The organism is Kitasatospora sp. NPDC041988, assembly GCF_055588525.1.
The window spans coordinates 125,912-151,250 of the sequence record NZ_JBVJCO010000004.1 but is presented as its reverse complement, the minus strand read 5'-3'; the positions used below and the strand labels follow the sequence as shown (position 1 = coordinate 151,250).

The window sequence follows — 25,339 nt, the reverse complement described above, 5'->3', positions numbered from 1 at the left end:
GGGGTCAGACGGTGGGTGTGGTGCCGCCGTCGATGACGTGTTCGGCGCCGACGATGGCGCCGGCGCGGTCGGAGGCCAGGAAGGCGACCAGCTCGGCGACTTCCTCGGGTCGGTTGGGGCGTCCCAGCGGGATGCCGCCGAGTGAGTCCATCAGCTGTTGAAGTGCCGCTTCCGTCGTGCTGCCGGAGCCTTGCGCGATCCGCTGTACGAGGTCGTCGGCGGCGGTGGTCTGGATGAAGCCGGGGGCGACGGTGTTGACGCGCACGCCGTGGGGGGCGACCTCGTTGGCCAGGCCTTTGCTGTAGGCGGTCAGGGCGGCCTTGGCGGCGGCGTACGCCAGCGTGCCGTTCCACAGCGGCATGCGGCGCTGGATCGAGGAAACGTGGATGATCACTCCTTTGCCGGCTTCGATCATGCCGGGCAGCAGGCCGCGGTCGAGGCGGACCGCGGCGAGGAGGTTGATGTTCAGTTCCCTGGCCCAGTGGTCATCGTCCAGGGCCGCGAACCCTCCCGTGGGGGCGTCGGAGCCGCCGAGGTTGTTGACCAGGATGTCGATGCCGCCCAGCCGGTCGAGTGCCTCCTCGACCACGGTGGTGGCACCTTCCGGGGTGGACAGGTCGGCCGTGATGATCGCGTTCGGGTCGAGGCCCTCGGCCTTGCGGCGGGCGGTGACCAGCACGGTCGCGCCGCCTTGGGCGAGGCGTTCGGCGATGGCAGCGCCGGCACCCTTGGTGCCGCCGCTGACCAGGGCACGCCTGCCGTCGAGGGAATCACTCAGGGGGGACACGGGGTGCTCCGATCCCGGGTGCAGGCGAGTAGCTACGCCGCCCCGCAGTTGCTGCTAAAATAGAAGCTAGTAACTTCGACTTTAGCACCAACTCATTGGGGATGGTCACCTTGGCAAGCCGGATCAGGTTGGAGGACCGGGAGTGCCCGCTGTCCACCACGGTGCAGCACGTCGGCGAGTGGTGGACGTTGCTGATCCTCCACGACGCCTTCGACGGCTACACCCGCTTCGACCAGTTCCAGGAGAGCCTGGGCATCTCCTCCAGCATGCTCACCACCCGCCTCAGGACCCTGGTCGCCGACGGACTGCTCGAACGCCGCCCCTACCAGACCAACCCCGTGCGCCACGAGTACGTCCTCACCGACCTGGGCCGTTCCCTGCGCCCCGTGATCGTCGCGCTGGCAGCCTGGGGCAACTCCCGCCTGGCCCCCGAACAGCGCAGCATGATCCTCGTGGACGCGCAGACCGGCGAGGAAGTCGAACCCGTCGTGGTCGACGCCCTGACCGGCCGCCGCCTCGATGACAGCGACGCGTACAGCTTCACCGCCGGCCCCGCCGCCAGCGACGGCATGCGCGCCCGCTACACCCACCGGTCACAGGTCAGCGAGCAACCGGCGGGACCGGCCGACAGGGCCCACCCGGCACCGATGGCGGCCCACCACCAACCAGCTGCGGCCGGATAGCCGGAGCGGATTGTGCGCCCCAGTTGCCCGACCATGGCAGCCCAGGCCGGTCACCGGCCGCAGGCTCGCCAACTACGCGAACATCCGCCAAGCAGCCCGAACCGTCACAGCACCGCCAAAGTTGATCGTGATGACAGCTGCGACTTGAATTGAACGTATGTTCGATTCACTATGAAGGGGTGACCGCCACCGCTTCTCTCATCACTCCGCTCCTGTCAGACCGGCTGCCGGACGACGCGGCCCCCGCGCCTCGCGAGCTGCTGACAGGCCCCGGACGCACTTGGGCTGCCGAGGAGCGCTGGTCGCATGTGGACATCCGCATCGGCGGACAGTGGCTTCCCGGCCACCTTGAACGCTGGCGAATCCATCAGGGCTCACTGCTCTGGGTCGCACTGGTGCGGTGGGGCACCGGACCCCGCGACTGGAACTGGTACCTGTGCGACGCGAGAACCATCCGCCAAGCCCCGTCCGGCGGGGGTTCTTCTTCCATCAGTCGGTGATGGCGTGCCGGCCGCGTTCGGTGAAGTGTTCCAGCTGGGTCCACAGTTGGTTCTTTCGTTCGCGGAATCGTTCGATGAGAGCTGCGTCGTCCACGCCGTCCACCAGCGCCCCGACGGTACGGCGTAGGTCACGAACGGTGTAGCGCAGCCCGTACGCAGCTTCCACCACGTCGTCGGGCCCTTCCAGCGCGACGCGTTCCAGCGCTGGCCGGAAGGCTTCGTGGTAGATACGCCGGAGATCCCCGTCGCAGGTTTTCAGCGCCGGAACAGCTTCGGGGCGTGGTGGTGGGCGATAATCTGCGTCACATCACCGTAGATGGTGCCAAGTTCGTGTGCCGCGTCGGTCAGCGCGGTGTAGGCGGCACGTCGGGTGTCGCGCAGGGCATCGGCCCGTCGTTCGGCGGCGGTCCGGTCGATCTGGTAGCGGGCGGCTCGGTAGGACTGCCGTCCGGTGATCAGTGCGGTGAGTATCGCCGTGGCGCCGGTCAGTGCGCCGATGACCCATCCCCCGTCTCCCATGGGGGCAGTGTCCGACCGTACCGAGGGGCGGGACAAGAGGCCGGTTCGGACGGGGCGCAAAACCCCCACGGAACGAGTCAGCTGGTAGCCACGCCTGCGAGAAGGTGCCACCAGCGAGACGGTGCCTCCCGCGCGTACCAATCGGGCGTGCGCCACCGATTCTCGACCCGGATGCAGACAAGTCGTGTCTGGCTCGTGAAGCCAGGACATGAAGCACCCGGAGTTCCTCGGCCAGAGCGCTGTCAGAGGTCGCGCGGAAGTCCGGGATCTGGCCCTGCTCCATGCCCACGATGTATACGATGTCGAACTCCTGGCCCTTGCCGGCATGCCCCGACAGCAGATGAAGCCCGGGGGTAACAGGGCCTTCGGAGTCCTGAGCAGCTCTGCACGCCGCTACGGCCTGTACGACCGTCATGCCCTCCTCGACCTGCTCTCGCAACGATGCAAGGGCACCGCTCAGGTGATCGCTTGCCTCGGCCGCGTCAATCGCAAGGTCCGCTCGGCACAGCTCGGCCAGCCGTTCTGGCTGGGCCTCCGGCGCGAGCTGCGCGATTGAAGTGGACATGTGTTCGATCATCTGTGAAGGGGTGGCTCAGCCGCTTCTCTCATCAGCCGCGCTGAGGCTGGATCGATGCGGACTGCGCTCTACCGTGGTCTTGGGTTGACGGGCTGCGGCAGGGGTCACGTGCGGCTAGTGTGCGCTTGTGGCGGATTGGACGACGATCTCCTCGCTTGCGACTGCTGGTGGAACGCTCGTACTGGCGGTTGCCACGTTCGCTTCGGTCCGGTCAGGGAACCGGTCGGCCCGTACGGCGGAAGGGGCCGCGCGGATCGCTGAGCGCTCGCTGCTGTCGGGGCAGCGGCCGTTGTTGATGACCTCCCGTGAGATGGACCCTGACCAGGCGGCTCGCTTCGTGGAGGGGCACGTCGTTTCGGTACCCGGCGGTGGAGCGGTAGTCGAGGTCGCCGACAGCATGGTTTTCATGGCGGTGTCGCTGCGGAACGTCGGTACCGGACTGGCCGTGCTGCAGGGCTGGAGCATTTCTCCTGGGGAACGGATCGAGCGGACTCATTCGCCGCTTGATGAGTTCACGCACCATGTCCGGGACATCTTCGTGGCGCCAGGCGACCAAGGCTTCTGGCAGGGAGCCTTCCGCGACCCCGACAGCGTCCGGTTCAGAGCCGTGGTTGACGCCGTCGAGGCGGGGGAGCCGCTGATGCTCGACATCCTCTACAGCGACTACGAGGGAGGCCAGCGAATGATCACCCAGTTCGCTCTTCGCTTCGATGGAGAAAGGTGGAAGCCCTTGGTGGCCAGGCACTTCAGGGTGGAGTCGGCAGACCCGAGCTGACGGGTGGCCCGGAGTGCTGGACGAGTTCGATCAGGTTGCCTTCGGGGTCCTTCACGTAGGCAAAGCGGGCGTGCGGTCGGCTGGCAGCAGCGGGTGGTGACACTTCCTCGGCGCCAGCCTCGATCGTTGACCGGAAGGCCGCGTCGAGGTCTGCCACGACCAGCGCCCAGTGGGTGTAGCTGTGGGTCGCGGAACGTTCATAGGCGTTCGCGGCCTGGCCGGCCGGGACCGATCCGCCGCGTTCCATGAGTTCGATCTTCAGCCCGCTCGCGGAGCGCAGGATCACGGATCGCAGCTGGGCGTCGGGCCGATCGAGGCGGGCTTCCTGCTCGCGGAGCCCGAACGCGGCGCAGTAGAAGCCAGCCTGGGCATCCAGGTCGGCGACCGAGAGCCCGAGGTACTCGAAGCCGTAGGACAGCGCTGTGGTGGTCATCGGGCCGTGTACCCGCCGTCGACCGCGATGGTGGTGCCGGTGACGAAGCTGGATCTGCCGGAACACAGCCATGCGACGACGTCGGCGATCTCGCTCGCCTCCGCGAGGCGCCCGATGGGATGGGCTGCGGTCAGCGCGGCGATGTACTGCGGTGAGCGGTCTTCGGCGACCAGCGGTGTGTTGACCAGACCGGGGCAGACGACGTTGACGCGGATGCCGTCGGCGGCGTAGTCCAGCGCGGCGGACTTGGTCAGTCCCACAAGGCCGTGTTTGGCGGCGGAGTAGCCGCAGAACCCGGGCATGCCGACCAGGCCGGCTCCGGACCCGATGTTGACGATCACTCCGAAGCCGTGAGGGATCATGAGCTGGAGTTCGTACTTCATCGACAGGAACGTGCCGCGCAGGTCGATCGCCATCATTCGGTCGAACATCTCGGTCCGGTAGTCGGCCGTCTTGCGCTGGTCGTCGCCGCCGCTGACGCCTGCGCTGTTGACCGCGAAGTGGAGACGGCTCGAGCCGGCGGCAGCGGCCTCGACAGCGGCCCGTACCGATCGCTCGTCGGAGACGTCACACTCCACGAGGCCGGCGGTTCCTCCGGCGGCCGTGATCTGTCGCACGGTCTCCTGGAGAGTCACAACCGTCCGGCCGCAGACGGTGACCTGGCAGCCTTCCGCGGCGAGGGCGAGCGCTGACGCGCGGCCGATCCCCGTACCTCCGCCGGTGATGAGGGCGGTGGTGCCGTCCAGCTCGCGCACTGCGGTGTTCGCGCCAGGCATGATCAGTTCTCCGCAGGCGCGGCCTCGGCGCGGGCCTCGGCGAGCATCTCACTGGAGACCTGCCAGAGCCGGGCGGCCTTGTCGGGGTCAAGGGCGTAGGCGGCGATGCCGCGCCGGACGCCCTCCTCGTGGGCGCCGGCCTCGTTGCAGTCCTCGAAGTAGCACCCGGTCACGCCGTGCACAAGCGGGGACGCGGCCAGGAGCACCGAGGTGGCCGCGCCCTGCTCGGTGTTCTTCCAGGACACCCCGGTGCTCTGGCTAGGCTCGAAGGACGACGGGGCATTGTCCGGTTCACCGATGAACCGGGACAGCCCGGTCGTCGTGATGCGCCCGGGGTTCAGCGCATTGACTGCGATGTGGTCCGCCTCCCAGCGCCGGGCGGCCTCGACTGCGAACAGAATGTTCGCGGTCTTGGACTGGCTGTAGGCCGCCCAGGGGTCATAGGGGTGGTGCTCGAAGTTGATGTCGTCGAACAGCACCTCGCCGTTGACGTGCCCGACCGAGCTGACGACGACGATCCGGGCGTATCCGGCGGCGCGCAGGGCGTCGTGCAGGCCGGTCGCGAGCGCGAAGTGGCCCAGGTGGTTGGTGGCGAACTGCAATTCCCATCCCTGGCGTGTCCGCTGCTCGGGCGCGGCCATGATCCCGGCGTTGTTGACGAGGATGTCCAAGGCCCCGGTCCAGTTGGCCACGAAGGCGTCCACGGATGCCAGGTCAGCCAGGTCGAGCCGGGCGACCGGAAGGCTTCCGTTGCCGGTGCTCGCGGCGATGTCGACCGCGGTGCGTCGCCCGGCCTCCGGGTCGCGGACGGCCAAGGTGACCTCCGCGCCTGCCAGGGCCAGGGCTCGGGCCGTCTCGACGCCGAGCCCGGAGGAGGCTCCGGTGACCACCGCGCGCTTGCCCTTGAGGTTCACACCGGCGATGACTTCTGCGGCGGTCGACTGAGCGTTGAATGGGGTGGTGACCAACGGCCGGCTCATCTTTCCTCCAGGAGTTCCGTGCCCTGGCGTGCCGCCACCGCCAGACTTTCCCCGGCAACCAGAAGGGGCATCCCCGGCTCGGCGACATCATCCTCTGCTAGAGACGGTAGGAGTCTTCGCTGGTCCGGAGCCACGGCCCTGTGCTTCCTATGAATCGCAGGGTTACCCTCAACCTCCGTGGTGGTCCGTGCCGGATGCCTCCGGCTCACCGGCCGCGATCTTCCCCAGGTGTGCCAGCGCCTCCTCGGCCGCGGTGTCCGGCTCGGCGTAGTAGAAGGTCAGGGTCTGGTGGTGGGTGCCGCTGATTTCGAGGTACTGCGAGCACAGGTCGAGCCGCCCCACGACCGGGTGGTTGTAGGAGCGCAGTGCCCCTGGGGCGAATTCGACGTCGTGCCGGTCCCATAGGCGGCGGAAGTCCTCGCTGGCGGCCGAGATCCGCGCGACGAGCCCGGTCAGGAGCGGGTCATCGACGTCAGCGCCAGCGAAGGCGCGCAGGCGGGCGGTGGAGATGTAGGCGGCCTTCTCCCAGTCGACGATCAGCTCCCGCACGGACGGGTCGAGGAAGACCGCCTCGACCAGGTTGGTTCCCGGGTTGAAGATCGCAGACAAGGCGCGCGCCACTGCATTGGACGCCAGCACGTCCATGTAGGCGTTGCAGACCCAGGCCGGCGTCTGCGGCCACGAGTCGATCAGACGCACGACCCCGATCGGTGCGCTCTCGCCGGGGTTCACTGCACGCCGGTTCTCCCGAGCGCTGGCCAGTTCCTCCAGGTAGGCAGTCGCGACGTCGCTGAGTTGCAGGGCTCGGGCCAATGACTCGATCACCTGCTGGGACGGCCGGTGATCATGGCCTTGCTCCAGCCGAAGGTAATAGTCCGGGCTGATGCCAGCCAGCGCGGCGACCTCCTCGCGGCGCAGCCCCTGTACCCGCCTACGCCCGTCAACCCGCAGACCCACGTCAGCCGGGCTCACTAGTCCCCGGCGTGCACGCAAGAACTCGCCAAGAGCCGTGTTTCGTCCCATACCCCGAGAATAGGTTGGCTGTAGCTCGCTACAGCCAACCTATGGGTACCTGCGCGGCGCGAAGGCCACCCGCCGAGCCCAAAGGGCGGCCAAGCGCGCCACGCTGACGGCTGAACCATCCCTGCCCCGCAGGGATCGGCGTTGGGCGGGCCGGTACGCCCTGCCGAGGGGAATATCCCGTCCAGCGCGTTGATCGTCTCTCCGTATTGGCGCGATGACGGGGGGATGCAGGTGACCGACCTCAATGTGTTCCGGCTCGGTGCCGACGGCCAGGACCTTGAGCTGCAAGGCTCGGCCGTGGCACTCGAGGTGGACCTGCAGCGCCGGATCGAGGCCGGGATGGAGCAGTTGCTCGGTATCCGCTTCGTGGCCTCGGAGTACCCGACGGGGCCGTGGCATCGGGGGCGGATCGACTCGCTCGGGCTCGACGAGAATGGCACCCCGACGGTGATCGAGTACAAGAAGGGCAGCGACCACGGGGCGGTGACGCAGGCGGTCTCGTACCTGTCCTGGCTCAAGAGCAGCCGCCACGAGTTCCAGACTCTCGTGCGGGAGAAGCTCGGCGCCGAGGCGGCCGACAGCATCGACTGGCGGAACCCGCGGGTGGTCTGCATCGCCGCCGACTACTTCCGGCACGACCGGACCGCGATCTACCTCATGGGTCAGCGGATCGACCTGGTGCGGTACCGGATCTTCGAGGGCGGCCTGCTGAGCCTGTTGCTGGTGGAGTCGGCGCCCGGCACCGCCGCGCCGGCTGCATCACGGGGGGGCGGTAGAGCGCGCTGGCGAGGCTGCCCAGGAGGCGTCGAACTCGGCGAAAATGATCCTGGCTGAGCCGCCGGCGCCGCTGCGGGCTCTCTACGGGGAGCTGTGCGAGGCTCTGACCAGGTCGGGAGATGTCGAGGTGGAGGCGAAGCTCCACTACATCGCGTTCCGGCGAATGAAGAACCTGGCGTGCGTGCTGTTCCGCCCCTCCAGCCAGACAATCATGATCTACCTGCGGGTCGATCCATCGAGCGTCACTCTGGAGGAGGGGTTCACGCGCGATGTGCGTGGGATCGGCCACCTGGGGACGGGCGACCTGGAGGTGCGGATCAGACCGGCGGCCGACCTGGAGCGGGCGGCGCCGCTGATCCAGCAGGCGTTCGACGCGGCGTGACCAACGGCGAAGGGCGGCTGCCGCATCGGTAACTCGATGCGGCAGCCGCCCTTTGGCGTCTGCGCTCTGCCGGCCCCGGCTGCCCCGGTTCTCATGCCTCGGGCCCGGCCCCTGCCGCCGATGGCGCCAGACGTACAAGGTATTGACCGAGATCCCCAGGTACTTCGCCGCGTCCTGGACGGTCATGAAAGCGGCCTCGACGGCGAGCTCCGACTTGCTTCGCATCTTGTCTCCGGGGTCAACGCCGCCCGAAAGCGGCCATGCAGATCACCTGTCATCCGCACAACCGAGTCGCGCGAACGGTGGATGATCAGAATCCGGGAAACTAGCAGTTTGGTTGGGCCGCTATGGTGTGATATACAGCAGAACATTCCACCGTACGCGCGGCGAAATGTCATGACCGGCGACGCCAAGGAGTAGCCGGAGACCATGGCCATGCGAGGTTGCTTCACCCTCAGCCTTCGGGACCAGCGCGGGCGGTCAGCGGAGGTCTCGACGCACCTCGCCGCTCGACCGGTGCGGCGCCCCAGCCCCCTCCAAGCGTGCGCCGGAGCATGGCCCATTCGGTGGATGCACCGCTCGGCGCCTCACCGAGGATCGAAAGCATTCCGATCTCGCCCTAGAGTGGCTTTCATGGCGGTTGTTGTGCGTTCCCCTAGCAGGGATGAGCTGGTAGACCGACGCGAGGCAATCCTCCACGACCTCAGGCTAAGTCTCGCGGAACTACGTGACAGGGCGGTGACAGGCGGGCTCGTGGGAGACGAATGGCCCGCGTGGGCAGAGGTCCAAGAGATCAACTATCTCCTTGCCGATGACTGAGGAGCATCCCCGGCCGCTGAGAGAGCATGTGCAGCACTTCGCCGACAAGATCAGCGCCCTCCTGCAAGCGTGTCTGCCTGCAGCCCCTGACGTGGAGGTCATCCGACTCGGGGATCGCTACAGCATCCGTCCTCAAGGTCAGCAGGATAGGCGGGGTGGGGTACCCCTTCTGGTGCACGGCGAGACGTTGGCCTGGCTGCGGCTCGACTATCTGTGTCGGTGGGATGCCACCCATGCATTCCTGGCAGTCGACGCCTCGAAGATTTGGATCGTGGCAGATGTCGACCGGACTCCGATCTTCCGGTTCGAGTACTTATACGACGCTGACTGGGTACCCCACTCCCACATCCAGGTCCACGGGCAGCGGGGTGCGCTATCGCATCTCCTGTCGAAGGCAGGCCACCAAGCACCACACGACATGTCAGCCCTTCATCTGCCGACTGGCGGGCAACGCTTCCGTCCTGGACTCGAAGACGTAATCCAATTCCTCCTCGCAGACTGCCAGTTCGACTCAGCCCAGAGGTGGCGGGACGCCGTCGACTCCGCTCGCGCTGAATGGCGAGCCATCCAGGTCCGAGCCGTTACGCGCGCCATGGCCGCAGAGGCTGCCGCCCAGTTGGAAAGCATGGGGTATACCGTCACACCTCCCGCGGAGGGGCACCCAGAACCCGGCCGAAAGGCCCGCTTCGCGTGGTGAGCCCCGAGCTACACCTGACAGGTACCACCCGCAGGAGACTCCCAAGGCGCCAGACGTGACCATCAGTCGAAGCGCGCACCTGATTCCGAAGGCTGCGCTTCACTCGCACTCCGGAGTCATTGGATTACCTTCTGTACATGCAAAACCCGCACGCGGCCCCAGGACGACTCACAGGCGTCAAGCTATGGATGGCCCGGACTCTGGCTACCGCGGCGGCGATCTGTCAGATCGCCGCCATCCCCGCCCACCCCGACCTCCCGTCAGCCGAAGCGCCGGCCACGCCTGTATCAGTGACCCTCACTGGCGCAGATCGCATGACAGACCACACTCCGGCCGATCTAATCGCTGTAGTTACAAATAATTCCGATGCGCAAGTTATCGCCGATGTGCAAGCTGACGCGGGCCGACATCACGTTCAGGTTTCCGCCACCCACGAGGGCATCACGGGGAAATCGAGCACGTCTGCGTCAGTGACCGTGGGACCGCAGTCTTCCGCACTCGTATACATCCAAGTTAGGGTGGTGAAACCGGTCCGGCGGGAGAAAGCACCCCTAGTCGTCATGGCTACAGTACGTCCCGTCCACCCCCCTGACTCCAAGGGATCGCCCAATAAACCAGACCCGGCTACCACGCGAGAGATCAGCGTGGACTTGGCAGGAAGTGATCTCCTTGGCGTCCTGGGGGTGGGGGCTGCGCTTCTCGTTCCTGGTGTCCTCGCAGTGTGGGCCGCACTGTCCGTTTGGGTATATGACCGGCGTCGGCTCGGCCTACACCTTAGCGCCCCATCAATTCTCTGGGGAAACAAACTCTGGCTGCTTGCCGCAGCGGCTGTGTCGCTCCTCGCGATCGGGACGTACAGACTATTCGGTCGCCCCGACCTGCTTGACGCTTATACCCTTCAGGACTTCTCAGGCGTTACAATTGCAACCGCTGTCACTGCAGCGATCCTCGCGGCGCTCGGCGTCCGAGTGTACCGATGGCGCAAGCCCCGAATCACCTCTAATAGCTCGCCTTTGGAGGTGCTGCAGGCTGCTGAACGGCATGACGGATCCACGTGCGATCGACCCGTCTATCTTACGCCCGGTGACAATCCGCGTCGAGGATTGCTCGTTCAGCACGACGGAGAGGCAGTGGTGATTACACCGCAGATCCGCTTCGGCCATCCCGACGAAATGGATCTTCTTTTTCGTGAACAAGCTGATCCAGCCCTCACGACAGCACTTAATAAGATCCACGAAGGGAATAGAACGGCTAGATCTAATGCCACCGGCGATCTCTTTGATGGGAGCTATATCAGGGCTGAAGGATGGATCAGTCGACCTGCCGTGGTCATCGATCCGACGCCATTCGCGAACCCCCATGAGAAGCTCCTCAAGTACGACCAGGAGCCTGATGGCGGTAATAATTGATCAAGGCATGTGGCTTCCAATGCTGGAAACACAACGGCGCCGCATTCGCGGCGCCGTGCACCCCATGGCTCTCGTAGTCCATGGGCGCCGTGCAGAAGAGGACGACGGCCTCCCTATCCGCTGGGGTAGGAGAAGGGCTGCCCGAAACACACGCCACGTTACTGCCGCAACGTGCTCAAACTCCATCGGCGTAGGACCATTGTAACCGAGGCGGTGTCCCGCTCGCGGAGGGAAGGTCGCCATGGCGTGTGAGGTCAAGGTCAGTCGACTGCGGGTCTCCTACCTGCACACACGCATCCACGCGGACGTCCACAGGGGCATCGGCCTGCCCGGCGCCTTCGTCACGCGCCTCATGCAGCCCGAGGCCGAGCCGTTGGAAGGACTCGCGACCACGCTACCCTTCAAGCGCGTGGGAGACCTCCCCTGGTCGTTCTGGTCCAACGTGGCGGATTACCCCCGACTTCGTCCGCCTCAGAGCCGGCAAGAAGCAGACAAACTCTTCCGGGCGGCAGTGCCATTGCGACATCAAGCCGATCTCGTCGTTGGAGGCGGAGCGTGCGAAGAGCCTCATTTAGAGGTATTTTTGCATCCTTTCGGCTGGACTGCCGTGGCAACGGTGGACCTCACTTGGAAGCCGGAAGTAGGAATCCTGGAAGCTGCGGAATCGCTAGATGGCCTGGAGGGTCAACAAACCGCTACCGTGATCGTCGGGGGCGAGGAACAGGGACCAGTTGAGCTCCTCAAGGCTGCCGAGCATGCGGCTTCAGCCGTGTCGCATCGACTTGCCAATGACGAGCCATGGGCGGGTGCGCTTCGTACATACCGAATCGCTACGGTGACCGAATGCAATCTTGAAGCAGGAGCCCTCGCCATGCCGACAGTCGGGGACGCCATACATCGCGCACTGCATCAACTTTCCACCGGCCGTGGCATGCCAGTCGAGCCATCTTCCGCCCTGGTGGCCCGCTGGTCTCAAGGCTCACAAAGGTTCATATGGAATCCAATGGATCTCGTCTACATGTTTCGCAATGGCGCATCGGTCCTTTGTGCAGAGTCAATGGATTCGAAGCCAGGGAACGGGATAGATACCGCTCCCGACCGCCATCGGCGCATGATACTCCTTCTCGCGTATCTTTCGGCAAATGCCGGACTGGTTCGCTCAATGCCTCGTGATGCCGTGCATCAAAATTGGGCAGAGAAGGCTGCGGGGCGACTCGGACGTCTTTATGGCCCGTATCGTGCCGGATCTTCATACTGGGGCTTGGAACCGCGATGCTATCTTCGCTGGACTGAGGCCGTTGATGATGTCAAGGCGATGCTTTCCTCTGATCTATTGGAGAAGGAGCCACCTCCGAACGCATATCCATAGGCGCCACAGGATCGCGCGATTCCCGATCTGCTACACCCGTAAGCACCAGAGGTCGGTGTCAAGACCTCGACAAAGGTTGATGGATCGTCCGAATGGGCCGCATCAACGACAGGGGTCACAGCCGCTCGGAGATCCGCAGGACTAAGATCTGCACCGTCTGCTATTCCTCGGTGCCTACCAGGCCATCGATCTCAAGCGCCAGCGCGTCGATCGCAAGTCCGGCGAGGTCACTGTGAAAACCGTCTACGCAGTGACCAGCCTGACCGCCGAGCAGGCCGCGCCCGCCCAGCTCGCCGCCCTGATCCCCGACCACTGGAAGATCGAGGCCCTGGCACAGCCTGGCCCTCGGCGCCTGCCGCCTGACCGGGGCCGCCAACATCGCCGCCACCCTCCGGCGGAACGCCGGCGACGCGACCCGCCCGCTCGCACTCCTCGGGCTCACGTGATCACAGAGCGGGCGTCACGCCGCCTTGCGAGGCCCTGCTCCCCCCAAGGAATATCCCGCCCGGCTCGTTGATTCGTCTTCCTGGACTGATGCGATGACGGGGGATGTAGGTGACCGACCTCAAGGTGTTTCGGCTCGATGCTGGCGGCCATGATGTTGAGCTTCGGGGCTCGGCTATGGCACTCGAGGTGGACCTGCAGCGCCGGATCGAGGCCAGCATGGAGCAGATGCTGGGCATCCGCTTCCTCGCCTCGGAGTACCCGACCGGGCCGTGGCACCGGGGACGGGTCGACTCGCTCGGGCTCGACGAGAACGGCACCCCGGTGATCATCGAGTACAAGAAGGGCAGTGATCACGGGGTGGTGACGCAGGCGGTCTCGTACCTGTCCTGGCTCAAAACCAGCCGCCACGAGTTCCAGGCTCTCGTGCGGGAGAAGCTGGATGCCGAGGCGGCGGAGAGCATCGACTGGCGGAACCCGCGGGTGGTCTGCATCGCTGCCGACTTCTTCCGGCACGACCGGACCGCGATCTACCTCATGGGTCAGCGCATCGACCTGGTCCGGTACCGGGTCTTCGAGGGCGGCCTGCTGAGTCTGCTCCTGGTGGAGTCGGCTCCGGGCACTGCGGCGCCTGCTGCGACACGGCCGGTGGCCGAGGGCTACGCCGGGGGGACGGAGGAGACGCCTACCTCGGCGGAGCCGATCCCGGCTGAGCCGCCGGCGCCGCTGTGGGCTCTCTACGAGGAGTTGTGCGAGGCGCTGACCAGGTCGGGCGATGTCGAGGTGGAGGCGAAGCTCCACTATGTCGCGTTCCGGCGGATGAAGAACCTGGCGTGTGTGCTGTTCCGGCCGGCCAGCCAGACAATCGTGGTCTACCTTCGGGTGGACCCGGAGAGCGTCGCGCTGGAGGAGGGCTTCACGCGCGATGTGCGGGGGATCGGGCACCTGGGGACGGGCGACCTGGAGGTGCGGATCAGATCGGCGGTCGACTTGGACCGGGCGGCGCCTCTGATCCAGCGGGCGTTCGACGCGGCCTGACCAACGAAGGGCGGCTGTCGCATCGAGTTACCGATGCGACAACTGCCCTTTCGCGTCTGCTCCCTACTGGCCCCAGCTGCCCCGGTTCTCATGCCTCGGGCCCGGCCAGGACGAAGTCGTCCTGGGTTAGTTCGGCTCGCAGCCGCTGTTCGGCGACGTTGGCGTAGTGGCTGGAGAGTTCGACTCCGACGAACTTCCTGCCCTCCTTGAGCGCGGCGACGCCGGTCGAGCCGGAGCCGGTGAACGGGTCGAGGACGGTGCCGCCTTCGGGGCAGATCTGGACGAGCTGCTGCATGATCTCCACCGGCTTCTGGGTGATGTGGACCCGGTCCTTGCGCGGCTGCGAGGCGATGAAGTGGCCCGGGAGGTAGATCTCCCTGTTCTTGTTGAGGCTGCCCTTGACGCCCCAGGTGATGAACTCGGCCGACTGCTTGAAGCCGCCCTTGCGCGGGCGGCTGGCGGGCTTGATCCACGGGATCGTGCCGCACCAGGTCCACCCGGCCATCTGCAGGGCGTCCGAGGTGGTGGGCTCCTGCCTCCAGTCGGAGAACACCATCGCGACGGAGTGCTCCTTCGACGCCCTGTAACCCTCGGTCAGCAGGGCGGTCAGCCAGGCGCGGTACGAGCGCTGGTCGCGGTTCTCGCCGGGGAAGGTCTGCAGGTCGTGCGCGGAGCCGCTGGTCACGTACTTGGCGCGGGCGTCGCGGGCGGTGCGCTCGGAGCTGGTGCGTCCGCCAGAGTTGTACGGCGGGTCGGTGATCACCGCGTCGACGCTCTCGTCGGGGAGGGTCTTGAGCACGGTGAGGGCGTCACCTCGGTGCAGGGTGTAGCTCATGCGCGGGGCCTCTTTCAGGGCGTGACGGGACTGGGCCCACTCCGAGCGACGCCGATGCGGCAGCCGCTCGGAGTGGGGATGCGCCGGAGGTTAGCCGCGATATCCGGCCGCACCTAATGAGGCAACCGACCGGTTCAGGGGCCTGGTTCGGGGTCGTTTGGTGCGGCCGGAATCCGCGTCTAATGTCTGGCCATGTCACCGGGACGGAGCCCCGCTCCAACCCTGCTGACCTGTGCTGATTCATGTTGCGCCGTCCAATTACGGTGCACTGTGGGCGCATTCGAATGCCGATTCCGCAATCCGAGGAGAACCTCCGTGCACCGCCTGAGATTACGAGCGCGGCTGGCTGCCGCGCATGACCCGAGACCGGCGTCCGGGAGCTACCAACTCCCCTGACCCGGGCCCGCCTCCGCGAGGCGGATTCACACCGGTGCGGGTGCCGGCGGCTTTGCACGAGAAGCCGGCACCGCGCCTCCTACAACCAGCGAGGAGCCGCTGCGATGCAGCATGCCCTGATACACCCGCCGCCGTTCTCGACCCTTCGTCCGGTCAAGGCCGTTCCCGCCGTTGACTGTTGGCGGCGGCGATGAACAAGACTGCCGGGGCCGTTGTCGGCCTCGCCGCCGCCGGCCCGCTGATGCTGGCTGTTCCGGTCCTCGTCGCGGCAGCCGGATCTGCCGCCGCCACGTCATGTTCCAACAGCGGTGCACAGGCTGTGGATACATCGGCGGTGGCCGCTCAGGTGAAGGCGATTCTCAACGGCGGCGACAAGAGCACCGTTGCGGTGCCGGGGCTGGACAACCCGGCCGAGCAGGTGCCCAACGCCAAGACGATCCAGGCCACCGGCGTCGCGATGCACATCCCGGTCCGGGGGCAGATCGTGGCGCTGGCGACCTCTCTACAGGAGAGCGGCCTGCGCAACCTCACCTACGGGGACCGGGACAGCCTGGGCCTGTTCCAGCAGCGGCCCTCCCAGGGCTGGGGCACCGCGGAGCAGATCCTCGACCCGGTACACGCGAGCACCGAGTTCTACTCGGCACTCCAGCAGGTCTCGGGCTGGGAGTCGATGACCGTCACCCAGGCCGCCCAGGCGGTGCAGCGCTCGGGGTATCCGGACGCCTACGCCAAGTGGGAACCGCTGGCCACCGCGCTGCAGAAGGCGATCGAGCCGCTGCTCGCCAAGACCGGCGCCACGCCGAGTCCCAGCCCTGCCGCCGGAGGCAGCCCCCCTCCGGCACCGATCGGCGGCTGCACGGGCGGTGGGGACGGCTCTGGCTTCGGGACCATCCTTCCGGGCACTCTGCCGGCCGGGTACACGATCCCGGCCGATGCCCCGCCGCAGGTGCAGACCGCGATCCGTTGGGCGTTGGGGCAGCTCGGCACGCCGTACCAGTGGGGCGGCAGTTGTACCGACCCGCACGGGCCGGACCCAATGGGTCGGTGCGACTGCTCTGCGCTGATGCAGGCGTCCTACCGCGCTGCAGGGGTCACGCTCGGGCGGACGACCTACGAACAGGTCACCGAGGGCCAGCCCGTCTCTGTCGACTCCCTCAAGCCGGGTGACCTGCTGTTCACCGAGGGAACGGCCCAAGCCCCGGATCACGTGGGCATGTTCATCGGCTCGGGCCTTGTGGTTCAGGCCCCGCACACCGGCGACGTGGTCAAGATCTCGACCCTCGCCGACTGGAAGCCGCAGGTTCTCGCGGCCCGCCGAGTCGTCTGACCGGCACTTTCTCCCCTCCCCCCCTTTTCCCGCTCCACCGCACCGCCTCCTTCCCCGATCCGGGCTGGCGCGTGCACTGAATCGAACTGGAGTTCGTAATGTTTCTCGCCGACAAGGCCATCCAGCTCGCCTACGACCCGGGCATCCAGCCGAACGAGGGCGGCCTGCCCGGCCTCGCCGTCCTCAAGCAGGTGATGGGCTCGATCAACCTCTTCGGCATCATCGCCGTCGTCGGCGCGCTCGCGGTGAGCGCCGGCGTGTGGGCCTGGGGCCACCACTCGGGCGGCCACCAGGCCGAGGCCAGCGGCAAGAAGGGCGTACTGGTCTCCGCCGGCACGGCCCTGCTGCTCGGCGCCGCCAACGGCGTGGTCGCGTTCTTCTCCACGCTCGGCGGCCAGGTCCACTGATGCTCAAGCGTTCCTTTGCCGCTGACCGCAGCGGCGACCCCGGCGGCGCATCTCGCGTGCGCCGCCGGGCGCTGCTCGGCACGGCCGTCCTGGCCGTGCTCGTCGCCCTCGCCGGCCTGTTCGCCTACCTCACCCGCGACGGCAGGGCGCCCGCCAAGGACCCCTCTTCCTCGGCGAGTTCGGCCATCTCTCCTTCTGCCCTGCCTTCCGCGACCGCGGCTTCGGCCGCACCCAGTGGTCGCGCTGCCCTGCCCGCTCCGCCCGCCACCCAGGATCCGATCGCCTTCGGCAAGGCGGCGGCATCGGCGCTGTGGTCGTACGACACCCGCTCCTACGCCCAGCCCGAGCTGCTGGCCACGCTGCACAAGTGGATGTCACCGGACGCCAAGTACGCGGACACCGCCTCCGTGGATGCCCTGGTGCCCTCGCCCGTGCTCTGGGGCCGGATGGCCGACAACGGCCAGTTCGCGACCGCGAGCGTGGACGAGGCGCACTTCCCGGCTTCCTTCACCCAGGCTCTGCAGGCCGACCCGGGGGCGATCACGCAGGCGTACGTCTACGCCGTCACCGTATCCGGCCAGCAGTCGATCAGCTGGAACGGCTCGCCCGCCGGCGGCGCCGAGGCCCGCTCGACGACTCTCGCGGTGCAGTGCCGCCCCTCCCAGAACTGCACGCTCGCCGGCGTCTTCCCATCCGTCTCCCCCTGACCACCACCCCCGAAAGGAGGTACCCCCATGGGTGTCTGCGACCTTCCCCTGATGAGCCAGGTCTGCGACGCGGCCAACTTCGTCTCCGATCCCGGCAAGTCGATCACCGACGGCATCGGCGCGTGGATCGCCAAATCCGCCGGCGAGCTCGCCTCCAGCGCAGCCGACCTCGCCGCCAAGACCGTCAACGCGACCACGAGCATCGACCTCAACGCCCCCTGGTTCCGCGACAACTACGCGCTGCTGCTTCCCATCGGACTGTCGATCATCGTCGGCACGTTCTGCATCCAGCTGATGTTCGCCGCCTGGCGCCGCGACGAACGCGCCCTCGCCCAAGCCGCGATCGGCACCATGACCGGAGTCCTGTTCTCCTTCTGCGCGATCTCCTTCACCAGCGTGGCGATCACCGTCGTGGACGCGTTGAGCGACGGCCTGTTCCAAGCCGCCAACACCTCCGTGGAAGACGCGATCCGCCGCGTCGTCAAGGTGAACGAACTCGGCGCGATGTACGGACTCGGCTGGGGCGTACCGTCGTTGGTCGCCTTGGGCTGTGCGATCGGCGCCTTCCTCTATTGGTGCACGATGGTGGCCCGCAAGGTCGGCGTCCTGATCCTTGTCGCCCTCGCGGTCTTTGCGGGAAGCGGCGGCGGCTGGGAGGTCGCCAAGCGCTGGCGGCGCGGCTGGATCGAGGCCACGGCCACCCTGGTCGTGTCAAAGTTGCTGATGACCGTGGTGTTCCTGATCGGCGTCTCCGCGATGGGCAAGAGCGATGCCAAGGACGGCATGTCGGCGCTCTCGGACGCGATGGCGGGCATCGTCGTGATGGTGCTCGTCCTACTGTGCCCGTACGCGACGTACAAGTTCGTGCATTGGGCGACGGACAACGGCGGGCACGACGACCTGCACCGCACCGGTGTCGCCGGGGTGGCGGTCGCCGCAGGTGCGGCCAAGACTGCGGCGAGCATGGCGATGCAGGTCGGCACCGGCACGCCCGCACCTCAGGGCCCCGCCAAGGTTCCGGGCATGGGCCAGGACGGTGTCGCCTCCGGGATCGATCCCTCCGGGCGGTTCAGCAAGGAGGGCATCGACGCCGGACCGCCGAGCACGCCGAGCACCTTCCGCTTCGGCGAGAACCCGAGCGCCGGCGGAGACCGGGGCCGTGCCCTCATCCAGCGTCCGGGAATCCCCGCACTCATCACCCGAGCACCCGCCGCTGGTGACGACGGCGGCTCGGAGTCGGGTGACTCCACGGCATCGGGGGGCTCCGCCAGCCAGAGTGCCGCACCGTCGGCCCAGGGCTCACCGGTCAGCCGACCGTCGGGCACCACCGGTCACGTTCCAGGCTCCTCGGGCTCCGCGCCGAGCAGCCCTCCGGCTCCGCCGGCCGGTGGACCCTCCCCGCAGGGCTCACCGTCCCCACAGCGCTGGGTCTTCCCCCAGCAGCCTCCGTCCGGTTCCTGACCGCTCACCTCCTCGGGGCGGGCTGCTGACCGCCCAGGCCACAGCCCGCCCCTCCTCCCCCGAACCCCCGAACAGGACTTCCGCCATGGCTTCCAGAAGAACGCCGCGACCGCCGCCCCCATCCGCCCGCTCGCACCTCCTGGATCCCCGATGACTGACACCTCCCCGGCCACCGTGAAGTTCCCGCACCGCTCCAAGCGCGGCATCCTGCTGGGTCTGACCGCCGCCCAGCTGATCGTCGCCTCCCTCGCCGGCCTTCTCCTCCTCGCCGTCGTCCTCACCCATGGCGTGGTCGGCGCGCTCGAGCTCATCCCGCTGTGGGCCGCCGTGGCCCTGTTCGTCCTCGTCCGCCACCGTGGCCGCTCCCTCGCCGACTGGGCTCCGATCGTCACCCGCTACGCGCTGCGGCGCCTGCGCGGCCAGCTGGTCTGGCTCGCCCGGCCTTCCCGGAGGCCGGTACGTGAGGGCCTGCTGCACCTGCCCGGTACTGCCGCGAGCCTTCGGGTGGTCACCGCCCCCGACCGCCGGTACGGCGCGGTCCATGACCCGCGCTCCGGCACTCTGACCGCGGTCGTCAAGGTCAGCAGCCGCGCCTACGCGCTGCTCGACCCCGCCACGCAGAACACCAACGTCAACGGTTGGGGCCGGGCCCTGGCGGCGCTGGCCCGCACCGGTCACATCGCCCGCATCCAGGTCATCGAGCGCACGATGCCGGCCTCGGGCGACGCGCTTCGGCGCTACTGGGAAAAGACTGGCAACCCGGATGCGCCCCTCGCCGGAGACATCTACAGCGAGCTGGTCAAGAATGCGGGACCTGCTGCCGCCCCGCACGAGGCGTACGTGGCCATCTCGCTGGACTTCAAGGCGGCCCGGCGGCTGATCAACCAGGCCGGCGGCGGCCTCGCCGGTGGATTCTCGGTCCTGGCCCAGTTGACCGCGACCTTCGACCAGGCCGCCCGCACCGCAGGTCTCAACCCGGTCGGCTGGCTGTCCGCCACCGAGATCGCTGCCGTAGTGCGCACTGCGTACGACCCGAAGGCCCTGACCGGGCTGGAGCGCTGGTCTGCCTCCGGCCGACCGGAGGCAGACCCCGCCGCTGCGGGCCCCGTGGTGGTGGTCGAGCGCGCTGGGCACATCGCCACCGACTCCGCCGTGCACTCCACCTACTGGGTGGAGAACTGGCCGCGCACGGAGACCAGCGCCGGGTTCCTGCACCAACTGCTGTTCAGCGGCGGGGTCCAGCGCACCCTGTCCCTGGCGTATGAGCCCAAGGGACTGGACGCGGCCATGCGCGATGTCCAGCGCAAGAAGGCCAGCATCATCGCGGACTCGGCCGAGCGCGCCCGCCGGGGCCAGGTCGACAGCGAGGCCGACACCGTCGAGTACCAGGACGTCAAGCAGCGCGAGCGCCAGCTCATCGCCGGCCACGCCGACGTCGCCCTGACCGGCCTGCTGACGGTGAGCGCCGACACCGAGGACGAACTGCGCTCGGCCTGCGCCGTCGTGGAGACCGCCGCCGTCGCCGCCCAGCTCGACCTGCGCCCGCTCACCTGGCAGCAGGCCGAGGCGTTCACCGCCGCCGCGCTCCCACTCGCCCTCGCCGCCTGAACCACCCAGCCCCCACCCCCTGGAGAGCACCGCCATGCCCCGCACCACCACTCCCCTCGCGGAGGACTTCCTGCCCTTCGCGACCGCGGCGGTCGACTTCCACCGCACGCTCAACATCCCCGCAGGCCCACTCGTCACCTCACGCACCGAGCTGGACAGCCTGCACGCCCACCTCGTCTCCCTCCACGCCCTGCTGGACGCCCACGCCAGCCGGACCGGTGCGCTCGTGCCGATCGAGGGCGAGCATCTGCGGGCCGCCCGCACCCGGATCTGGCAGGCGGCCGACCACGTGCACGCCGCCTACCACTGCGCTCCCCGACCCGGCAGCGGCGAGGTGCCCGACCGCGAGGCGTGCCAGGCCGGCCTTCCCGAAGGCGCGCCCGAGCTGACGATCTGCCAGCGCCACCAGCGCACCGCACACCGCGTCCGCCGCCAAACCACACCGGCCGACCTGCACACCCCGTTCACCGGCCTCGTGCGCCGCTGACCCTCTCCCGCCAACCCACCGGAGCCCGTCGCCATGCCCAAGACCCGCGCCAGCGCCAGCCCCCTGTTTGTCCCCCGCAAGTCCACACGTTCTGAACTGCGCTCCGCCCGCCGCGACTTCGACCGGGCCCGCCGCCAGGCCCGCCTCGCCGAGGCCCCGCCCGAGCGGGAGGAGGAGGGGCTCGATCCGGAGCTCCGGGCGACCCACCCGTCGGCAGGTCGACCGGGCCCAGCTTCCGCCCGAGGCGGGAAGGTGCGCCTGCCCGCCCACCGGATGACCACCGCCGTGGCGAGCGGGGCCTATCCGTTCCTGGCGGAGGGCGGCCTGGGCTCGGAGGGGATCTTCATCGGCCGGGACGTCCACTCGGAAGGCTCGTTCTGCTACGACCCGTTCAGCCTCTACAACAGCGGCAAGGTCGAGGGCTTCACCAACCCGAACGCCGTGCTGGCCGGGATCATCGGCATGGGCAAGTCCGCTCTCGCCAAGTCGATAGCGACCCGGGCCATCGCCCACAACTACCGCGTGTACGTGCCATCCGACCCGAAGGGCGAGTGGACGGCGGTCGCCCAGGCCCTCGGCGGGCAAACGATCGCGCTCGGGCCCGGGCTGAGGGGCAGGCTCAACCCGCTCGACGCCCCAGCCCGGCCGGACGGCGTGAGCGAGCAGGACTGGGCGGGCGAGGTCCGAAAGCGCCGCCTCATGTTGCTGGCCGGCCTCGCCCGCACGGTACTGGGGCGCGACCTGCTCCCGATGGAACACACCGCCCTCGACCTCTCGCTGGACCTGGTCGTCGCCGACGCCCAGGCGCGCGGCACAGTGCCGCTGCTCGGCCAGATCGCGCACACCCTCGGCTCACCCGAGCGCCTCGACGCCGCCCTCGGCGAACAGGGCGGACGGATGGGCCCAGCCGCCGAGGACCTCGCCCACGCCCTGCGGCGCCTGGTCCACGGCGACCTGTCCGGGATGTTCGACGCCCCGAGCACCTTCACCTTCGACCCGAGCGTCCCCATGCTGACCATCGACCTCTCGCGCCTGGGCGGCAGCGGCGACGACACCGCGCTCGTCCTCGCGATGACCTGCGCCAGCGCCTGGATGGAGTCCGCTCTCGCCGACCCGCACGGCGGCCGGAGGTGGGTGATCTACGACGAGGCGTGGCGGGTAATGCGCCATGTTGGCCTACTCGAGCGGATGCAGAGCCAGTGGAAACTCTCACGCGGCCTGGGCATCGCCAACGTGATGGTGATCCACCGCCTGTCCGACCTGCTGTCCGCCGGCGATGCCGGCTCGCGCGGCCGGGTCCTGGCCGAGGGCCTGCTCGCCGACTGCAGCACACGCATCATCTACCGCCAGGAAAGCGACCAGCTCGCAACCGCTGCCTCCCTCCTGGGATTGACCGGTGTCGAGACCCAGGCCGTGTCCGCGCTCACCCGTGGACGCGGGCTATGGAAGGTCGCCGGGCGGAGCTTCATCGTGCAGCACATCCTCCACCCGGCCGAGAAGGCGCTCTTCGACACCGACGCCCGCATGACTTGAGGGCTAACTTGGCTGCCAGATACCGACGTTACCGGCCTCCTGGCCCGTTCCGACACCGCTGCCGTGCCCCGCGCAACGTCACCTTGCTGCCCAAGAACGCCCAGCCGATCACCGCGCACCGGTCCCGCTGACAGGCCGCTATCACCGGATTCCGGCCTGCCAAAACCGGCGGTTCCTCAGATCCTGCTTGTGATCCGCTTCCCCCGGACTCGCCCCGTTTCGAAAGGTCATCCCGTGAACACCCCCTCTATCCGTATCTCGCGCCCGCCCGGCGCGGGTGTGACCGCCGAAGGTTCCGGCGACGAGCTGAGCAGCCTTCTCCTCCAGCGGGCTGGGTTTGTTCCGGTCTCCACTCCTGGCTCTTCCTGGTGGCGTGCGCCCTACGACCTGGCCCCGGCCGAGGAGAGGGAGATCGCGAGCGCCGCGTACGACATGCTCACCGCTGCCCGGTACGAGGTCACCATCGCACCAGAGTTGCGCTCTCGACCCGCAGCGTCAGGTCGGGAGGTCAAGGCCATGGCCGACGAGATCACCGAGGCGGACAACCTCAGCACCGTAACAACGCTGTTGTCCACCATGTCCGACGTCAACGACGGCACACTGATCGAGGTCGCTCGGATGATCAGCGATGCCGCGCACTGGACCGCGACGAAACCAGCGTGCACCTACCGGGACGGGCTCGCCTTCAAGCTGTCACAGGCCCGTCGAGCGATGGAGTCGGCCCAGGAGTATCTGGAGGACGCCGTCGAAGCCCTGGCGTTCGTGCCGGAGCACATGCGCGTGCTCCGCCCGGCCAAAGCCGTTTCCAAGGCATCGGCCGAACCGCGTGTTGCGGCGGCCAGCGCCCGCTCCGCCACGACGTCCGCACCGTCAGCGGTGCTGCCGCCACCGCCGCCGGTCCAGTCGCAGGCGTCGGTGGCTGGCCGCCGACCCTGACCGGACGGGATCCCATGGACGTCGAACTATCCGCACACCGAGTCCCAGAGCGCCTGCTGCTGCCCCCTCTCCAGTCCACGTGTGCGGCTCCCACACGCCGCCCAGCCGCACCCACCCGATGACCCAATTCAGTTCTGGAGGCATCCCGTTGAACCGCGCCGGCAGATCCCGCCCCAATACCGCGCTCTTCCCCAACCCCCCGCCCCTCGGATGGACCTGCCATGCCCGACCCCAAGCTCGAACACGCCCGCTTCCAACCGGACATCGCCATCGGCCGCGACCCCGAACTCGGGATCTGCGCAGCCAACCCACGCCAACTCGCGGGCGCCGAGTGGATGCTGGAGCGCCTTGGATTCCAGCGCGTCCCCGACAGCAAGATCATGTATGCGCTGACCGACAAGCACCTCGACAGCCGGGCCCATGCCACTCAGGCTGTGGCCACGCTCCGGTATGCCGGCTACGCCGTGCACGCCGACGACGACCTCGACCCTGAACCGGCGTCCACCCGACGGATGGTGAACGGGCGCTCCGAGCCGGACGTCGCGTTCGCCGAGCACCCAAAGCTCGGCGTCGTGGCGGCCACTGCCGACACGATCAACGCCGTCGAGCGCGGCGGCGCAATCCTCGAAGAGCACGGCTGGAGCTTCAGCCACGAGCTGGACGTCTACACCCTGCCCGCAGCCACCGACCGCGGTGCGGCGTTCGGCAAGCTCGCTCGAGCCACAGCAGCGATGCAGCGGGCGGGTGACCTCCAGGTGGCCGTCCAGCCGCAGCTCGCCGAGGCCACCACTCGACGCACGCCAACTCCAGCAGCAGTCCGGCACGAGAGCGGCCAGGGCTCCACCACCCACCGGTTCCCGCTCAACGCAGCCGCCCTCACTGCGAGCCCGGCCCGCACGGGCGTGCCCGGCAAGGCGCCGGCCGCCGAGCCCAGCTCCCCCATCCCGGCTGCGCGTCCTGTGGACCCGCGCATCGCCTTCGCCCGCAACCGCTGACCCCAACTCCCCTATGGAGCAGCCCCCATGGCCGTGAAGAAGATCTGGACGATCACCCACTCCTGCGGACACGAGGCCGAGCGCGACCTCTCCGCCCGGCCCGCCGACCGGCGCGCCGGCTACGCCGAGTGGCTCGCCAAGCAGAAGTGCACCGACTGCTGGCGGGCCGCCAAGGACGGCGACGAGCAGGACAAGGCCGCCTGGCTGGAAGCCAAGCGCGCCAAAGAACAGGCCGAATCCGACGCCTGGTCCGAGCAGTACCGTATGCCGCCGCTGGAGGGCACCGAGCGCGCCGTCGCCTGGGGCGTGCGCTGTCGGCACCAGATCCTGTCCGCCGCCTACACCACCCTCGTCCTCGAAGGCGAAACGAGCGAGGCCGAGTGGGAGGGGATCGAGGACGCTGCCCGCACCATCACCCGCGCCGGCTGGTGGATCGACCAGCGCGCCTCCGAGCCCGGCGATCTGACCGAGCTGCTGGAGGCGGCCACGGAGCAGGACCGGCCCGTCGAGAACCCCCACTTCTGACCGATCTGGTGCCCCGCCCGGCGGGGCACCAGCCCCTGTCACCAGCCCGAGACGACCGAAGCGGAACCACCGTGACCACCTACCCGCTGCCCTGCCAGGTGCGACGCACCGAAAGCACCACCGAGCTCCTAACC

The 25,339-nt window shown here is 68.1% G+C and carries 26 protein-coding genes and 2 pseudogenes; 17 read left to right on the top strand and 11 right to left on the bottom strand.

Annotated elements, in window-relative coordinates:
- Window positions 1–4: 4 nt before the first annotated feature.
- On the bottom strand, window positions 5–787 hold the full coding sequence (locus ACZ6NC_RS06695; protein ID WP_465729635.1) for an SDR family oxidoreductase: 783 nt from the start codon (window positions 785–787) through the stop codon (window positions 5–7).
- Window positions 788–888: 101 nt separating this feature from the next.
- Between ACZ6NC_RS06695 and ACZ6NC_RS06690 the strand changes: the two genes are divergently transcribed.
- Window positions 889–1,470 (top strand): winged helix-turn-helix transcriptional regulator, encoded by a 582-nt coding sequence (locus tag ACZ6NC_RS06690; RefSeq protein WP_465729633.1) that lies wholly within the window; start codon window positions 889–891, stop codon window positions 1,468–1,470.
- Between the two features lie 489 nt (window positions 1,471–1,959).
- Here ACZ6NC_RS06690 and ACZ6NC_RS06685 read toward each other — a convergent pair whose 3' ends face one another.
- The 3 genes and pseudogenes from ACZ6NC_RS06685 to ACZ6NC_RS06675 all read right to left on the bottom strand — a co-directional run.
- Window positions 1,960–2,139: a hypothetical protein gene (locus ACZ6NC_RS06685; protein WP_465729631.1), complete on the bottom strand. Its 180-nt coding sequence runs from the start codon at window positions 2,137–2,139 to the stop codon at window positions 1,960–1,962.
- An 86-nt stretch (window positions 2,140–2,225) separates the two neighbouring features.
- Window positions 2,226–2,489, bottom strand: coding sequence for a hypothetical protein (locus tag ACZ6NC_RS06680; protein WP_465729828.1), 264 nt, complete (start codon window positions 2,487–2,489; stop codon window positions 2,226–2,228).
- 232 nt (window positions 2,490–2,721) lie between these two features.
- Window positions 2,722–2,904 (bottom strand): annotated as a pseudogene (locus ACZ6NC_RS06675) (hypothetical protein); the annotation flags it as partial.
- A 289-nt stretch (window positions 2,905–3,193) separates the two neighbouring features.
- Here ACZ6NC_RS06675 and ACZ6NC_RS06670 point away from each other — a divergent pair.
- Entirely contained in the window at window positions 3,194–3,841 is a 648-nt protein-coding gene (locus ACZ6NC_RS06670; RefSeq protein WP_465729629.1) for a hypothetical protein, read from the top strand.
- On the opposite strand, the gene ACZ6NC_RS06665 is transcribed toward ACZ6NC_RS06670, so the two are convergent.
- From ACZ6NC_RS06665 to ACZ6NC_RS06650, 4 genes are all read right to left on the bottom strand, one after another.
- Window positions 3,813–4,274: a VOC family protein gene (locus ACZ6NC_RS06665; RefSeq protein WP_465729627.1), complete on the bottom strand. Its 462-nt coding sequence runs from the start codon at window positions 4,272–4,274 to the stop codon at window positions 3,813–3,815. The two genes, ACZ6NC_RS06670 and ACZ6NC_RS06665, sit on opposite strands and share 29 nt — an antisense overlap.
- The gene (locus ACZ6NC_RS06660) at window positions 4,271–5,050 is read right to left on the bottom strand and encodes an SDR family NAD(P)-dependent oxidoreductase (RefSeq protein WP_465729625.1); all 780 of its coding nucleotides are present in this window, start codon (window positions 5,048–5,050) and stop codon (window positions 4,271–4,273) included. Before ACZ6NC_RS06660 ends, ACZ6NC_RS06665 begins: the two co-directional genes overlap by 4 nt.
- A 2-nt stretch (window positions 5,051–5,052) precedes the next feature.
- A complete protein-coding gene (locus tag ACZ6NC_RS06655) occupies window positions 5,053–6,030 on the bottom strand; it encodes an SDR family NAD(P)-dependent oxidoreductase (RefSeq protein WP_465729623.1) in 978 nt (325 codons plus the stop codon).
- Window positions 6,031–6,198: 168 nt separating this feature from the next.
- A complete protein-coding gene (locus ACZ6NC_RS06650; RefSeq protein ID WP_465729621.1) occupies window positions 6,199–7,053 on the bottom strand; it encodes a helix-turn-helix domain-containing protein in 855 nt (284 codons plus the stop codon).
- 225 nt (window positions 7,054–7,278) lie between these two features.
- Between ACZ6NC_RS06650 and ACZ6NC_RS06645 the strand changes: the two genes are divergently transcribed.
- Both ACZ6NC_RS06645 and ACZ6NC_RS06640 read left to right on the top strand, forming a co-directional pair.
- Entirely contained in the window at window positions 7,279–7,887 is a 609-nt protein-coding gene (locus ACZ6NC_RS06645) for a hypothetical protein (RefSeq protein WP_465729620.1), read from the top strand.
- On the top strand, window positions 7,874–8,212 hold the full coding sequence (locus tag ACZ6NC_RS06640; protein ID WP_465729618.1) for a DUF5655 domain-containing protein: 339 nt from the start codon (window positions 7,874–7,876) through the stop codon (window positions 8,210–8,212). Before ACZ6NC_RS06645 ends, ACZ6NC_RS06640 begins: the two co-directional genes overlap by 14 nt.
- Window positions 8,213–8,320: 108 nt before the next feature.
- Here the strand turns inward: ACZ6NC_RS06640 and ACZ6NC_RS06635 are convergent.
- Window positions 8,321–8,398, bottom strand: a pseudogene (locus tag ACZ6NC_RS06635) (helix-turn-helix domain-containing protein); the annotation flags it as partial.
- Window positions 8,399–10,741: 2,343 nt separating this feature from the next.
- On the opposite strand from ACZ6NC_RS06635, the gene ACZ6NC_RS06630 reads away from it, so the two are divergent.
- Window positions 10,742–11,137, top strand: coding sequence for a hypothetical protein (locus ACZ6NC_RS06630; RefSeq protein WP_465729616.1), 396 nt, complete (start codon window positions 10,742–10,744; stop codon window positions 11,135–11,137).
- Between the two features lie 241 nt (window positions 11,138–11,378).
- A complete protein-coding gene (locus ACZ6NC_RS06625) occupies window positions 11,379–12,506 on the top strand; it encodes a hypothetical protein (protein ID WP_465729614.1) in 1,128 nt (375 codons plus the stop codon).
- A 160-nt stretch (window positions 12,507–12,666) separates the two neighbouring features.
- Here the strand turns inward: ACZ6NC_RS06625 and ACZ6NC_RS06620 are convergent, their stop codons facing one another.
- Window positions 12,667–12,819 (bottom strand): hypothetical protein, encoded by a 153-nt coding sequence (locus ACZ6NC_RS06620; RefSeq protein WP_465729612.1) that lies wholly within the window; start codon window positions 12,817–12,819, stop codon window positions 12,667–12,669.
- A 242-nt stretch (window positions 12,820–13,061) separates the two neighbouring features.
- On the opposite strand from ACZ6NC_RS06620, the gene ACZ6NC_RS06615 reads away from it, so the two are divergent.
- A complete protein-coding gene (locus ACZ6NC_RS06615; RefSeq protein ID WP_465729610.1) occupies window positions 13,062–13,988 on the top strand; it encodes a DUF5655 domain-containing protein in 927 nt (308 codons plus the stop codon).
- Window positions 13,989–14,076: 88 nt separating this feature from the next.
- Here the strand turns inward: ACZ6NC_RS06615 and ACZ6NC_RS06610 are convergent, their stop codons facing one another.
- Window positions 14,077–14,823, bottom strand: coding sequence for a DNA-methyltransferase (locus tag ACZ6NC_RS06610; RefSeq protein ID WP_465729608.1), 747 nt, complete (start codon window positions 14,821–14,823; stop codon window positions 14,077–14,079).
- Between the two features lie 586 nt (window positions 14,824–15,409).
- Between ACZ6NC_RS06610 and ACZ6NC_RS06605 the strand changes: the two genes are divergently transcribed.
- From ACZ6NC_RS06605 to ACZ6NC_RS06560, 10 genes are all read left to right on the top strand, one after another.
- Entirely contained in the window at window positions 15,410–16,546 is a 1,137-nt protein-coding gene (locus ACZ6NC_RS06605; RefSeq protein ID WP_465729606.1) for a C40 family peptidase, read from the top strand.
- 98 nt (window positions 16,547–16,644) lie between these two features.
- The gene (locus ACZ6NC_RS06600; RefSeq protein ID WP_465729604.1) at window positions 16,645–16,953 is read left to right on the top strand and encodes a DUF6112 family protein; all 309 of its coding nucleotides are present in this window, start codon (window positions 16,645–16,647) and stop codon (window positions 16,951–16,953) included.
- The gene (locus tag ACZ6NC_RS06595) at window positions 16,953–17,660 is read left to right on the top strand and encodes a hypothetical protein (RefSeq protein WP_465729602.1); all 708 of its coding nucleotides are present in this window, start codon (window positions 16,953–16,955) and stop codon (window positions 17,658–17,660) included. Before ACZ6NC_RS06600 ends, ACZ6NC_RS06595 begins: the two co-directional genes overlap by 1 nt.
- A gap of 27 nt (window positions 17,661–17,687) precedes the next feature.
- On the top strand, window positions 17,688–19,121 hold the full coding sequence (locus tag ACZ6NC_RS06590; RefSeq protein WP_465729600.1) for an SCO6881 family protein: 1,434 nt from the start codon (window positions 17,688–17,690) through the stop codon (window positions 19,119–19,121).
- A gap of 150 nt (window positions 19,122–19,271) precedes the next feature.
- Window positions 19,272–20,729, top strand: a complete 1,458-nt coding sequence (locus tag ACZ6NC_RS06585; RefSeq protein WP_465729598.1) for an SCO6880 family protein — start codon at window positions 19,272–19,274, stop codon at window positions 20,727–20,729.
- A gap of 34 nt (window positions 20,730–20,763) precedes the next feature.
- Window positions 20,764–21,216: a DUF6238 family protein gene (locus ACZ6NC_RS06580; protein WP_465729596.1), complete on the top strand. Its 453-nt coding sequence runs from the start codon at window positions 20,764–20,766 to the stop codon at window positions 21,214–21,216.
- A 33-nt stretch (window positions 21,217–21,249) separates the two neighbouring features.
- Window positions 21,250–22,749, top strand: a complete 1,500-nt coding sequence (locus ACZ6NC_RS06575) for an ATP-binding protein (RefSeq protein ID WP_465729594.1) — start codon at window positions 21,250–21,252, stop codon at window positions 22,747–22,749.
- Between the two features lie 234 nt (window positions 22,750–22,983).
- On the top strand, window positions 22,984–23,685 hold the full coding sequence (locus tag ACZ6NC_RS06570) for a hypothetical protein (protein ID WP_465729592.1): 702 nt from the start codon (window positions 22,984–22,986) through the stop codon (window positions 23,683–23,685).
- 221 nt (window positions 23,686–23,906) lie between these two features.
- A complete protein-coding gene (locus tag ACZ6NC_RS06565; RefSeq protein WP_465729590.1) occupies window positions 23,907–24,680 on the top strand; it encodes a hypothetical protein in 774 nt (257 codons plus the stop codon).
- A gap of 27 nt (window positions 24,681–24,707) precedes the next feature.
- Window positions 24,708–25,205, top strand: a complete 498-nt coding sequence (locus tag ACZ6NC_RS06560) for a hypothetical protein (RefSeq protein WP_465729588.1) — start codon at window positions 24,708–24,710, stop codon at window positions 25,203–25,205.
- The last annotated feature ends 134 nt before the right edge of the window (window positions 25,206–25,339 follow it).

Excerpts from the sequence above, each read along its gene's own strand:
- ACZ6NC_RS06580 (WP_465729596.1), top strand. The coding sequence starts at position 20,764 with ATGCCCCGCACCACCACTCCCCTCGCGGAGGACTTCCTGCCCTTCGCG.
- ACZ6NC_RS06595 (WP_465729602.1), top strand. The coding sequence starts at position 16,953 with ATGCTCAAGCGTTCCTTTGCCGCTGACCGCAGCGGCGACCCCGGCGGC.
- ACZ6NC_RS06560 (WP_465729588.1), top strand. The coding sequence starts at position 24,708 with ATGGCCGTGAAGAAGATCTGGACGATCACCCACTCCTGCGGACACGAG.
- ACZ6NC_RS06625 (WP_465729614.1), top strand. The coding sequence starts at position 11,379 with ATGGCGTGTGAGGTCAAGGTCAGTCGACTGCGGGTCTCCTACCTGCAC.
- ACZ6NC_RS06640 (WP_465729618.1), top strand. The coding sequence starts at position 7,874 with ATGATCCTGGCTGAGCCGCCGGCGCCGCTGCGGGCTCTCTACGGGGAG.
- ACZ6NC_RS06605 (WP_465729606.1), top strand. The coding sequence starts at position 15,410 with ATGAACAAGACTGCCGGGGCCGTTGTCGGCCTCGCCGCCGCCGGCCCG.
- ACZ6NC_RS06665 (WP_465729627.1), bottom strand. The coding sequence starts at position 4,274 with ATGACCACCACAGCGCTGTCCTACGGCTTCGAGTACCTCGGGCTCTCG.
- ACZ6NC_RS06600 (WP_465729604.1), top strand. The coding sequence starts at position 16,645 with ATGTTTCTCGCCGACAAGGCCATCCAGCTCGCCTACGACCCGGGCATC.
- ACZ6NC_RS06645 (WP_465729620.1), top strand. The coding sequence starts at position 7,279 with ATGCAGGTGACCGACCTCAATGTGTTCCGGCTCGGTGCCGACGGCCAG.
- ACZ6NC_RS06585 (WP_465729598.1), top strand. The coding sequence starts at position 19,272 with ATGACTGACACCTCCCCGGCCACCGTGAAGTTCCCGCACCGCTCCAAG.
- ACZ6NC_RS06660 (WP_465729625.1), bottom strand. The coding sequence starts at position 5,050 with ATGCCTGGCGCGAACACCGCAGTGCGCGAGCTGGACGGCACCACCGCC.
- ACZ6NC_RS06590 (WP_465729600.1), top strand. The coding sequence starts at position 17,688 with ATGGGTGTCTGCGACCTTCCCCTGATGAGCCAGGTCTGCGACGCGGCC.
- ACZ6NC_RS06680 (WP_465729828.1), bottom strand. The coding sequence starts at position 2,489 with ATGGGAGACGGGGGATGGGTCATCGGCGCACTGACCGGCGCCACGGCG.
- ACZ6NC_RS06575 (WP_465729594.1), top strand. The coding sequence starts at position 21,250 with ATGCCCAAGACCCGCGCCAGCGCCAGCCCCCTGTTTGTCCCCCGCAAG.
- ACZ6NC_RS06690 (WP_465729633.1), top strand. The coding sequence starts at position 889 with ATGGTCACCTTGGCAAGCCGGATCAGGTTGGAGGACCGGGAGTGCCCG.
- ACZ6NC_RS06650 (WP_465729621.1), bottom strand. The coding sequence starts at position 7,053 with ATGGGACGAAACACGGCTCTTGGCGAGTTCTTGCGTGCACGCCGGGGA.
- ACZ6NC_RS06565 (WP_465729590.1), top strand. The coding sequence starts at position 23,907 with ATGCCCGACCCCAAGCTCGAACACGCCCGCTTCCAACCGGACATCGCC.
- ACZ6NC_RS06610 (WP_465729608.1), bottom strand. The coding sequence starts at position 14,823 with ATGAGCTACACCCTGCACCGAGGTGACGCCCTCACCGTGCTCAAGACC.
- ACZ6NC_RS06655 (WP_465729623.1), bottom strand. The coding sequence starts at position 6,030 with ATGAGCCGGCCGTTGGTCACCACCCCATTCAACGCTCAGTCGACCGCC.